We start from the raw sequence: 10505 nt of genomic DNA on the forward strand, positions 1-10505 counted from the left end.
CCCGGGACCGCAGGAACCCCTACGTTGAGCCGCGCCTTAACCCCGCTTAACCCGCCATTTATACCGCGGACTTCGGAAGGAAGCCCATGCCCCCCACGCATCGAATACCCGGCCGGACCAGACGCACCTCCCTGCGGATCACCGCCGCCACCGGAGTCGCCCTCGCCGCGGCCCTCGCCGCCACCGCTCCCGCGGCCACGGCCACCACAGCGGACCCCGCCACGACGGCCCGCGGCACCGAGCGCGTCGAGTACTTCACCGGGCCCGGCACCCACCCCCGGCACACCGAGGTGCCCGCCGACGCCCCGCTCTCCGCGAAGGAGCACGCGGAGATCGAGGGGGACGGCGACGTCGTCCCCATCGTGCAGGCGGGCCCCACCGGCTCCAAGCTCGACGTCGTCTTCGTCGGCGACGGCTACACCGCCGCCCAGCAGGAGGACTTCCACGCCGACGTCCGCGCCAAGTGGTCGAAGATCTCCGCCGTGGAGCCGTACGCCTCGTACAAGAGCCTCTTCAACGTCTGGGCCGTCGACGCGGTGTCCCGGCAGTCCGGCGTCTCCGGCGACCCGACGAGTGACGTCGTCAAGGACACCGCCCTCGGCTCCGCCTTCTTCTGCGACGGCATCGAGCGCCTGCTCTGCGTCGACACCAACAAGGTCGAGTCGTACGCGAAGAAGGCCGCCGACCCCGACCTGGTGATCGTCCTGTCGAACTCCACCAAGTACGGCGGCGCGGGCTACAACGACATCACCTCGCCCTCCGGCTACGACGGCATCGCCACCGCGTCCTCCGACAACGCCCAGTCCGACCAGGTCGCCGTCCACGAGACGGGCCACTCCCTGGGCAAGCTGGCCGACGAGTACTGGTACGACGAGTACGGCACCTACCAGGGCGCGGAACCCTGGGAAGCCAACACCAGCAAGCTCACCGCCGCGCAGCTCACCGCCCAGAAGAAGAAGTGGTACCGCTGGATCGGCCAGACCTCACCGGACGGCGGCACCGTCGGCGCCCACGAGGGCGGCGGCTACTACCCGCGCGGTCTCTACCGGCCCACCGCCGACTCGATCATGCGCACGCTCGGCCGCGAGTTCAACCTGCCGGGGCGCGAGGCCATGATCGCGGGCTTCCACCGGCACGCCTCCGTCCTGACCGCCCTCACGCCCACCGACCGCACGCTGCGGCGCGGCACGAAGGTGGGCGTGGAGGTAGCTGACGGCATCCGGCTCCGCTGGTCCGTCGACGGCCTTGAGGCGCGGCAGGCCAGGGGGAAGAGCGCCGTGACCCCGCGCGCGCTCGGCGTCCCCGCGGACGGCCGGAGCCACACGCTGTCGGTCCGCGCCACCGACCCGACGGACGCGGTCCGCGACCCGAGGCTGCGGACCGAGCTGACCGACACGCTCACCTGGCGCGTGCGGCGCTGACCGGCCCCTGAACCGGGCGGCACGCACTCCTACGCGGAGGTGCGTGCCGCCCGCTTCGGCACGCTCGACTCCCGTACGACCAGTTCCGGCGCGAGCCGTATTGCCCGCTGCGGTCCGGCGTCACCGCCGGAGAGGCGCTGGGCGAGGAGCCGCGCGGCCTCGGCGGCGAGCTGGGCCACGGGCTGGCGGACGGTCGTGACGCCGGGCGCGGAGAGCGCCGCCATCGGGATGTCGTCGAAGCCGGTGACGGCGACCTCACCGGGCACGCCGGCGCCGAGCTGGTGGAGCCGCTGAAGGGCCCCTATCGCGATGAGGTCGTTGGCGCAGACCAGGGCGTCGGGCCGGTCCTGCCAGACCTGGTCGACGGCGGCGCGCCCCCATTCCACGGAGAAGTCGCCGAGCGCGACCCGCCGCGGCGCGCCGGGATCGAGGGCGCCGGCCTCGGCCGCGTAGGCGCCGCGCCGCTCGGCGGCGGCCGACGTCGTGCCTTCGGCCCCGATGAAGCAGACGGTGCGCCGGCCCGTGGCGGCCAGGTGATCGAGTACGAGGGCCATGCCCGCGGTGTTGTCGACCGCGACGGAGTCGGCGACCCCCGGCCCGCAGCCGCGGTCCATCAGGACGAGCGGCACCCGGGCCGCCGCCGCGGCCACCGCCGCCCGGCTGCGCTCCTCGTCCGCCGGGATCACCAGAAGGGCGTCGACCTGTCTGCTGAGGAGGTCGGCGATGTGCTCCGCCTCGGCCGCCGGGTCGTCGTCGCAGTCGGCGAGCAGCACGGCCCGGCCGTCGGCGTGCAGGGCGTGCGTCAATTCCCGTACGAGCGTGGGGTAGAACGGGTTGGTGATCTGCGGCAGGACGAGGCCGACCGTGCCCGTGGCGCGGCTGCGCAGGGCACGTGCCGCGTGGTTGGGCCGGTAGCCCAGCGCCTCGGCGGTCGCCCGGACGCGGCGGGCGGTCTCGGCGCCGACGGGGCGTGTGCCCGCGAGGACCCGGGAGACCGTGGCGATGGAGCAGCCGGAGGCCCGGGCCACGTCCTTCAGCGTTACGTCGGCCACGCCGCGGTCACCTTTCGGTCAAGCTGATCAAATTTCGGCAAACGTTATCAGCGGGCGGGCGCCTCGACCAGACCTGATTTTCTGGGCGGTTACCGCCGATTCAGCCGTGGTTGGCCCACTCCGGCCCTTGTCCGTTCCGGGCGCGTTTGCCCGAGGTGTGGTTTCGGCCATTGACAGAATTCGCACTCGTGCACACAGTCTTCGGAGAACGTTTTCCCGAGTCGCCGCCCCGTGGCGGCGGCTCAGCCGAACAAAGAGGTTCCGCGATGCCCCGTAAGATCATCCTGGACTGCGACCCCGGACATGACGACGCGATCGCCATGCTCCTGGCGCACGGAAACCCGGATGTGGAGCTGGTCGCCGTCACCACCGTGGTGGGCAACCAGACCCTGGAGAAGGTCACCCGCAATGCCCTGTCGGTGGCCCGCATCGCGAACATCACCGGCGTGCCCTTCGCGGCCGGCTGCTCCCGCCCCCTGATCCGCACCATAGAGACGGCCCCGGACATCCACGGCGAGAGCGGCATCGACGGCCCCGTCATGCCCGAGCCGACCCTGGCCCTCGACGACCGCCACGCCGTCGACCTGATCATCGACACGGTCATGGCGCACGAGCCCGGCGAGATCACCATCGTGCCCACGGCGGGCCTGACGAACATCGCCCTGGCCGCGCGCAAGGAGCCCCGCATCGTCGAGCGCGTCCGCGAGGTCGTCCTGATGGGCGGCGGCTACCACACGGGCAACTGGAGCCCCGTCGCCGAGTTCAACATCAAGATAGACCCCGAGGCCGCGCACATCGTCTTCAACGAGAGCTGGCCGGTCACCATGGTCGGCCTCGACCTCACCCACCAGGCGCTCGCCACCCCCGAGGTCGTCGAGCGCATCGCGAAGGTCGGCACCGGGCCCGCCGTCTTCGTCACCGAGCTCCTGGACTTCTTCGGCGCCATGTACCTGGAGGCCCAGGGCTTCGACGCGCCGCCGGTCCACGACCCGTGCGCGGTCGCGTACGTCATCGACCCGGACGTCATGACGGTCCGCAAGGCCCCCGTGGACATCGAGCTCACCGGCACCCTGACCCTCGGCATGACCGTGACGGACTTCCGCGCGCCCGCCCCCGACGACTGCCACACCCAGGTCGCGGTCGACCTCGACCACCAGCGGTTCTGGGACCTCGTCGTGGACGCCCTCGAGCGGATCGGGGACGTCCGCGCATGAACGCCCTCACCGAATCCGCCGCCGCCCCCGGCGGCGCGCGCGGCTCCCGCCCGGTGCGCGTCGGTGTCCTGGTCGCCGCCCTCCTCGCGGCGTGCTTCGCCTTCCAGCTCAACGCGAGCATGCTCAGCCCGGCCCTGAAGAACATCGAGGACTCCCTCGGGGCGACCTCCGCCGAGATCGGCCTGACCCAGACCGCGTTCTTCACCTCCGCCGCGCTCTTCTCGCTCTTCCTGCCGCGCCTGGGCGACCTCATCGGACGGCGCAAGGTGCTCGGCGGAATGCTGGCGCTCATGGTCGTCGGCTGCGTGGTCGCGGCGCTCGCCGAGAGCGTCCCCATGCTCTTCGTCGGCCGTGTCATCCAGGGCGTCTCGGGCCCCACCGTGCCGCTCTGCCTGATCATGCTGCGCAACGAAGTGCACGAGCCCAAGAAGTACGGCACCCTCCTCGGCGTCATCACCGCCGTCAACGGCGGCATCGCGGGCGTCGACTCCCTGGCCGGCGGCTACCTGGCCGACCACCACGGCTTCCAGTCGGTGTTCTGGGCGATGGCAGGCGTGGCCGCGCTCGCCGCGCTGCTCGTCGCCACCCTCACCCCGGAGTCCAAGGCCGCCGACACCGCCGACAGCCGTATGGACTGGCCCGGAGTCACCCTCCTGGTGGTCTCCGTCGGCGCCGCCCTCATCGCCCTGAACGAGGCGGGCAAGCTCGGCGCCGCCAACTGGCCGCTGGTCATCGGCCTGTTCGTCGTCACGGCCATCGCCTTCGCCCTGTTCTGGCGCACCGAGGACCGCAGCAGCCACCCGCTGGTCACCACCCGCCATCTGCGCCGACGCTCCACCTGGGCGCTGCTCCTGACCACCGTCCTGACCATGACGGGCGTCTTCGCCGTGATGAACGGCATGATCCCGGCCTTCGCCCAGGACGCCCAGGCCGGCTTCGGCATGAGCGCCGAGCAATCCGCCTGGTGGACCCTGACCCCGTACGCCCTCGCGGGCCTGGCCATGGGCCCCGTCGCCGGGCGCATGGCCGCCACGTACGGCTACGGCCGCATCCTGCGCATCGGTCTCATCGGCTCGGCCGTGACGGTGGCACTGATGCTGGTCACCCTGCACGGCGACTCGCGGGTGCTGCTCCTGGCCGCGTCGGTCCTCATCGGCGTCACCTACGCGGGCGTGGGCAACATCGTCCTCAACGGCCTCGGCATCGTGCTCTCCCCGAAGGAGAACCCGGGCTTCCTGCCCGGTCTGAACGCGGGCGCCTTCAACCTCGGCGCCGGGCTCAGCTTCGCCGTCCTGTACGCGGTGCAGACCGCGGCGGAACCCGCCGACAAGACCTCACCCGCCGGTTACACGGCAGGCATGATCGCCGGTGTCGTCCTCATCGCGGCGGCCTTCGCCACGTCCTTCCTCATCCCGAAGCCGGTGGAGGCGGAAGCCACGGAGTGAGTGCGCGGCAGGCATCGAACAGGCGGGGCGCCACCACGGACAGGTGCGCGGGAGCGTCCTGCCGGGAGGGTTCGAGGGCCAGGGTCTGGACGCCGTCCGCCTCCGCCGCCCCGGCGCCGCAGGTGTGCTCGCGGAAGCCCGCGAAGCGGTAGGCGACCTCCATCATGCGGTTGCGTTCGGTGCGCCGGAACCCGGCGGTCAGCAGGACCCCCGCGCGGGCGGCCTCGTCGGAGAGCCAGCGCAGCAGCGCCGTCCCCACGCCGAAGGACACCACACGGCAGGAGGTCGCCAGGAGCTTGATGTGCCAGGACGCGGGGCGCCGCTCCAGCAGGATCACACCGATCGCGCCGTGCGGGCCGAACCGGTCGACGAGCGAGGCGACCAGCACCTCGTGCCCTTCGTCGGCCATCAGGTCGCGCAGGGCCCGGTCGGAGTAGTGCACGCCCGTCGCGTTCATCTGGCTGGTGCGCAGGGTCAGCTCCTCGACCCGGGAGATCGCCTCGTCACCGGCGCGCTCGACACGCAGCTCCAGGCCGAGCGAGCGCAGGAACTCCTCGTCGGTGCCGACGTGCTCGGTGCGCTCCGCCTCCCGCCGGACCCCCGCCTGGTACATCTGCCGCCGCCTGCGGGCGTCGCCGGTGACGACGGCCGGGGTGAACTCGGGGCGGCCGGGCAGAGCGAGGGCCTCCTCCGCCGGATAGCAGCGCACCTCGGGCAGGTGGAACGCGACCTCGGCGCGCTCGGCGGGCTGGTCGTCGATGAAGGCGATCGTCGGCAGCGCGAAGTTCAGCTCGTCGGCGATGGCCCGTACGGAGGCCGACTTGGCGCCCCAGTTGATGCGCGGCAGCACGAAGTACTCGGCCATCCCGAGCTTCTCCAGGCGTTCCCAGGCGTGATCGTGGTCGTTGCGGCTGGCGATCGCCTGGAGGATGCCGCGCGAGTCCAGTTCGACGATCACCTCGCGCAGGCCCTCGTGGAGGGCGACCTCGCCGTCCTCCAGGAGCGTGCCGCGCCACAGGGTGTTGTCCAGGTCCCAGACCAGGCACTTGACCGTCGGCTGCGTGTCGGTCACCGGCTTCACACCTCCCACAGCGTCACCGTCCACGCGGCGACGGGGCTGTTGCTCAGGACGAGGACGTGCTGTCCGGGGCCGACCTCACCGGTGGCGAGGAGGCTGTCCAGGTTCAGGACCACGTCCATCGGGCCGAGGTGGCCCAGCTCCGCGAGGTGGGTGGCGCAGACCGGGTGGACCGCGAGCCCCAGCGTGGCCTTGTAGAAGTCGAAGGCGCTGGAGGTGACGTTCTGCATCAGGGTGGCGGCCACGTCGTCCTTGCCGATGCCCGCGTCCGCGAGCACCTGGTCGACGAGCTTGCCGAGCCTGGTGCGGCTGTGCATGGCCAGCTCGAAGGAGTAGCGGTCGTTGTCGTCGCACACCTCGCGCCACTGCGACCACGGACTGTTCTTGTACTCCACCTTGAACAGGTCGTGGAAGGAGCTGTCCGCCTCCATGCGGTGCGCCCTGAGCAGCGGCCGGCCGCCGCGCACCAGGGTCATGGCGAACGCGCCGTCCCCGATCACGGTGACGGGGCGGCGCACCCGGTCGGCGGCGGTGGGGCGGCTGCCGTAGGTGAGCAGGACGCTCCGCCGGGACGGGTCGCCGAGGAGCAGGTCGCGGCCCAGGCCCCAGGCCGCGGAGGAGCCCGCGCAGCCCAGGCCGTCGACGGTGAAGGGGAAGACGCCGGTGAGCCCGGCGAGGTGGGCGATCTTGCCCGCGTCCGAGCCGATCAGTACGTCGGGTGCGCGGGAGCCGATGTGCAGCATCAGGTCGGGGACGCCGGGGTGCGCGGCGAGCAGCTCCCGGCAGGCCCGTGCGGCGAGTTCCGTCGGTTCGGTGTCGGGGAAGACGCCGACCGACTTGATGCCGGCCTGCTCGGCGAACTTCAGCTCGTCGTCGGTGAGCCTGGCCAGCTCCGGCAGGTCCGCGACGGGCACCCGCTCGTCGGGCAGCAGGCAGTGGATCGCCCCTATGCCGATGTCTCCGGTGCCCATGTCCCCGGCTTCCGTCGTCATGCCACACCCTCCAGGGCCTCGGTCGTCATGCCACACTCTCCAGCGCGCGTTCCGCGAGGATCAGCTGGCAGATCTCGTCGCTGCCCTCGATGATCTGCATCAACTTGGCGTCCCGGTAGGCGCGGGCCACCGGCTCGCCGTCCACCGAGCCCGCCGAGGCGAGCACCTGCACCGCGGTGGCCGCGGCGTGCGCCGCATGGCCCGCGGAGACGTGCTTGGCGAGCACCGCCTCGCCGGACAGCTCGGGCGATCCGCTGTCCCAGCGGTCCGAGGCGTGCTCGCACACCCGAGTGGCGCTCTGCTCGGCGACCAGCAGCTCCGACAGGTGCCGGGCGACGAGCTGGTGCTGGGCCAGCGGCTTGCCGAACTGTTCGCGGCGGCGGGCGTGGGAGGCGGCGGCCCGCAGACACCCGCGGATGATGCCGACGCACCCCCACGCCACCGACAGGCGGCCATAGGTCAGGGCGATGGTGGTCAGCAGGCCGAGTGACTGGCTCGCGCCCGAGAGCACCCGGCCGGCGGGCAGGCGTACGCCGTCGAGGACCACGTCCGCGTGGCCCGCCGCGCGGCAGCCGAGGGGCTGGGCGATGGGGCTCACCGTGACACCCGGGGCGTCGGTGGGGACGACCACGGCCGCCGCGCCGTCCTGGTAGCGGCCGAAGACGATGAGGACGTCGGCGTAGGCCGCGGCGGTCGACCACACCTTGTGCCCGTTCAGGACCACCTCGTCGCCGTCGTCCACGATCGTGGTGGCGATCGCCGAGAGGTCGCTGCCCGCCTGCGGTTCGCTGAACGCCACGGCCGCGAGGCCGCCCGAGGTGAGCCGGGGCAGCTCCTCTGAGCGCTGACGGCGGGTGCCGAAGCGCTGGATGGTCCAGGCTGCCATGCCCTGCGAGGTCATCACCGACCGCAGCGAACTGCACAACGCCCCCGCGTGCGCGGTCAGTTCGCCGTTGGCCCGGCCCGTCAGACCGTGTCCGCCGTACTCGACGGGCACCTCGGCGCACAGCGCGCCCTTGGCACCGAGCCCGCGCAGCACCTCCGGGGGGATCGCCCCCGCCAGGTCCCACCCCGCGGCCCGGTCGGCGGCCTCCGCGCCGATCAGGGCCGCGAGCCCGTCACTCACCGGAACCGGCTTCGGCGAGCCGGAGCACCAGCGCCGTCATGGCGTTCACCGTACGGAAGTTGTCGATCCGCAGGTCGGGGCCCTCGACCGCGATGCCGAAGGTCTTCTCGACGTGGACCACCAGCTCCATCGCGAAGAGGGAGGAGACCCCGCCGGTCGCGAAGAGGTCGGTGTCCACCGCCCAGTCCGTCTTGGTGCGCTCCTCCAGGAACCGCTTCAGCTCGGTCCGGACGTGCTCCGCCGACAGGGGCGGGGTGGTGGTGGGCTCGCTCATCTCCGTGCTTCCTCTCAGGGCTTCTTGTGGACGAGGGTCAGGCCGTCGGCTACGGCGAGCATGGAGATGTCCACGCGCTCGTCGTCCCGCAGCAGGGTGTTGAGTTCGCGGATGGCCAGGGTGTCCGGGTCCTGCGCGGCGGGGTCGACGACCTTGCCGAAGAAGAGGGTGTTGTCCAGTACGAGCAGCCCACCGGGGCGGACCAGGGCGAGCGCCTGCTCGTAGTAGCGGACGTAGTTGGCCTTGTCGGCGTCGACGAAGGCCAGGTCGAAGCTGCCGGGGCCGTGCCGCGCGGTCAGGGAGTCGAGCGTCCGCGCGGCGTCGCCGAGCCGCAGGTCGATCAGGTCCGCGACCTCGGCCCGCTCCCAGTAGCGCCGGGCGACGGCGGTCCAGCGTTCGCTGATGTCGCAGGTGACGACTGTGCCGCCGGGCGGCAGGGCGCGCGCCATGCACAGGCTGCTGTAGCCGGTGAAGGTGCCGACCTCCAGGACGCGCCGCGCCCCGGTGACCCGTACCAGGAGAGCGAGGAGCTGTGCCTCCTCCGGCAGGGCCAGCATCGCCTGGAGCATGGGCATGCCCGCGGTCTCGGCGCGCAGATCACGCAGTACGTCGTCGTCGCGCAGCGACATCTGCCGTACGTACTCCAGGAGCGTCTCGTCGACGCTGAGCTGCCCGGCCATCAGGAGGGTTCTCCCGTATAGGCCCCTGTATAGGTCCCCGTGTAGGCCCCCGTATAGGAGTAGAAGCCCTGCCCGCTCTTGCGGCCGTGCTCGCCGGCGCGCACCTTGCGCAGCAGCAGCTCGCACGGGCGGCACCCTTCGTCGCCGGTGCGCTCGTGCAGGACCCGCAGGGAGTCCACGAGGTTGTCGATGCCGATCAGGTCGGCGGTGCGCAGCGGCCCCGTGCGGTGCCCGAGGCAGTCCTGCATCAGCGTGTCGACGTCCTCGGCGCTCGCCCGGCCCTCCTCCACGATGCGGGCCGCGTCGTTGATCATGCGGTGCAGTACGCGGCTGGTGACGAACCCCGGTCCGTCGCCGACGAACACGCCGCGCCGGCCGAGCGCGGTGAGGAGCCGTGTGACCGAGTCCACGGCCCCGGGCGAGGTCTGTGAGCCTCGGATCACCTCGACCGTGCGGATCAGGTACGAGGGGTTCATGAAGTGGACACCGAGGAGGGCCTCGGGGCGCGGGAGCTTCGCCGCCAGTTCGTCCACCGGGATGGAGGAGGTGTTGGTGACCAGCGCGGTGTCCGCGCCGGCCGATCGGCTCACCTCGGTCAGTACGGCGGTCTTCAGGGCGGCGTCCTCGGTGATCGCCTCGATCACCACGTCCGCGCCCGCGCAGTCGGCAGGGGAGGCGCCGGTGACGAGCTCCGCGCGGGGTTGCCGGCTGTGGACGCCCATGAGCTGGGCCATGCGCAGTTCGCGCTCGATCCTGGCCGGGGCGTCGGCCCGCGTCGCCGGATCGGTCTCGATCAGGACCACCGGCACGCCCTGCCCGATGGCGAGCGTGGTGATGCTGACCCCCATGACACCGGCGCCCAGAACGGCCAGCCGCGGGGTGGGTTCTTCCTCTGTCACCGCATACCTCCCCTTGCCTGGCGGTCGACATAGATGAATGGTTCGCTCGGGAAGCGGGTATGGATTTTCGCTCGGCGCGCGCGGGCCGCCTGGGGATATCGCCTTATGGGGTCACTGCGCCGCGTCATCGCGCCGTGTCATCGCGCGGCGGCGCCCCGGCGGAATTCTCCATTCCGGAAACGTCGGGCCTCGTTCACGAGATGCTCGACGGGTCGCAATGCGACGCCACGTTCCTCCCCTTCGATCCGGCGCCGGACGACCGTAGCATGATTGTTCTGGGGTGGCGCCAGAGGCCAATAGCTCCCGAATCCCGGGTCTCTCCGC

Annotated in this window: 10 protein-coding genes; 3 read left to right on the plus strand and 7 right to left on the minus strand. The window is 71.8% G+C overall.

Annotated elements, in window-relative coordinates; translation table 11 throughout:
* Positions 1-86: 86 nt before the first annotated feature.
* Positions 87-1421 (plus strand): M64 family metallopeptidase, encoded by a 1335-nt coding sequence (locus ACZ6JY_RS30735; protein ID WP_469201040.1) that lies wholly within the window; start codon positions 87-89, stop codon positions 1419-1421.
* 29 nt (positions 1422-1450) lie between these two features.
* On the opposite strand, the gene ACZ6JY_RS30740 is transcribed toward ACZ6JY_RS30735, so the two are convergent.
* The gene (locus tag ACZ6JY_RS30740) at positions 1451-2473 is read right to left on the minus strand and encodes a LacI family DNA-binding transcriptional regulator (protein ID WP_469201042.1); all 1023 of its coding nucleotides are present in this window, start codon (positions 2471-2473) and stop codon (positions 1451-1453) included.
* Between the two features lie 266 nt (positions 2474-2739).
* On the opposite strand from ACZ6JY_RS30740, the gene uriH reads away from it, so the two are divergent.
* Positions 2740-3687: a uridine-preferring nucleoside hydrolase UriH gene (gene uriH / locus ACZ6JY_RS30745; protein WP_469201044.1), complete on the plus strand. Its 948-nt coding sequence runs from the start codon at positions 2740-2742 to the stop codon at positions 3685-3687.
* The gene (uriT, locus tag ACZ6JY_RS30750) at positions 3684-5132 is read left to right on the plus strand and encodes a uridine transporter UriT (RefSeq protein WP_469201046.1); all 1449 of its coding nucleotides are present in this window, start codon (positions 3684-3686) and stop codon (positions 5130-5132) included. The genes uriH and uriT overlap by 4 nt, the downstream gene beginning before the upstream one ends.
* Here the strand turns inward: uriT and ACZ6JY_RS30755 are convergent.
* From ACZ6JY_RS30755 to ACZ6JY_RS30780, 6 genes are read right to left on the minus strand one after another with little or no spacing between them, the layout of a single operon-like run.
* A complete protein-coding gene (locus ACZ6JY_RS30755; RefSeq protein ID WP_469201047.1) occupies positions 5095-6204 on the minus strand; it encodes an HAD-IIIC family phosphatase in 1110 nt (369 codons plus the stop codon). The two genes, uriT and ACZ6JY_RS30755, sit on opposite strands and share 38 nt — an antisense overlap.
* 5 nt (positions 6205-6209) lie before the next feature.
* Complete coding sequence (locus ACZ6JY_RS30760) at positions 6210-7202, minus strand: 3-oxoacyl-[acyl-carrier-protein] synthase III C-terminal domain-containing protein (RefSeq protein ID WP_469201048.1); 993 nt, start codon at positions 7200-7202, stop codon at positions 6210-6212.
* 25 nt (positions 7203-7227) lie between these two features.
* The gene (locus tag ACZ6JY_RS30765) at positions 7228-8328 is read right to left on the minus strand and encodes an acyl-CoA dehydrogenase family protein (protein ID WP_469201050.1); all 1101 of its coding nucleotides are present in this window, start codon (positions 8326-8328) and stop codon (positions 7228-7230) included.
* Entirely contained in the window at positions 8321-8602 is a 282-nt protein-coding gene (locus tag ACZ6JY_RS30770) for an acyl carrier protein (RefSeq protein ID WP_469201051.1), read from the minus strand. The genes ACZ6JY_RS30765 and ACZ6JY_RS30770 overlap by 8 nt, the downstream gene beginning before the upstream one ends.
* Positions 8603-8616: 14 nt before the next feature.
* Positions 8617-9282, minus strand: a complete 666-nt coding sequence (locus tag ACZ6JY_RS30775) for an O-methyltransferase (RefSeq protein WP_469201052.1) — start codon at positions 9280-9282, stop codon at positions 8617-8619.
* Positions 9282-10181 carry a 3-hydroxyacyl-CoA dehydrogenase family protein gene (locus ACZ6JY_RS30780; RefSeq protein ID WP_469201054.1) on the minus strand — a complete coding sequence of 300 codons (900 nt, stop codon included), beginning with the start codon at positions 10179-10181 and terminating at the stop codon, positions 9282-9284. The genes ACZ6JY_RS30775 and ACZ6JY_RS30780 overlap by 1 nt, the downstream gene beginning before the upstream one ends.
* Positions 10182-10505 lie beyond the last annotated feature (324 nt).

It is taken from the genome of Streptomyces sp. NPDC046335 (assembly GCF_055587985.1).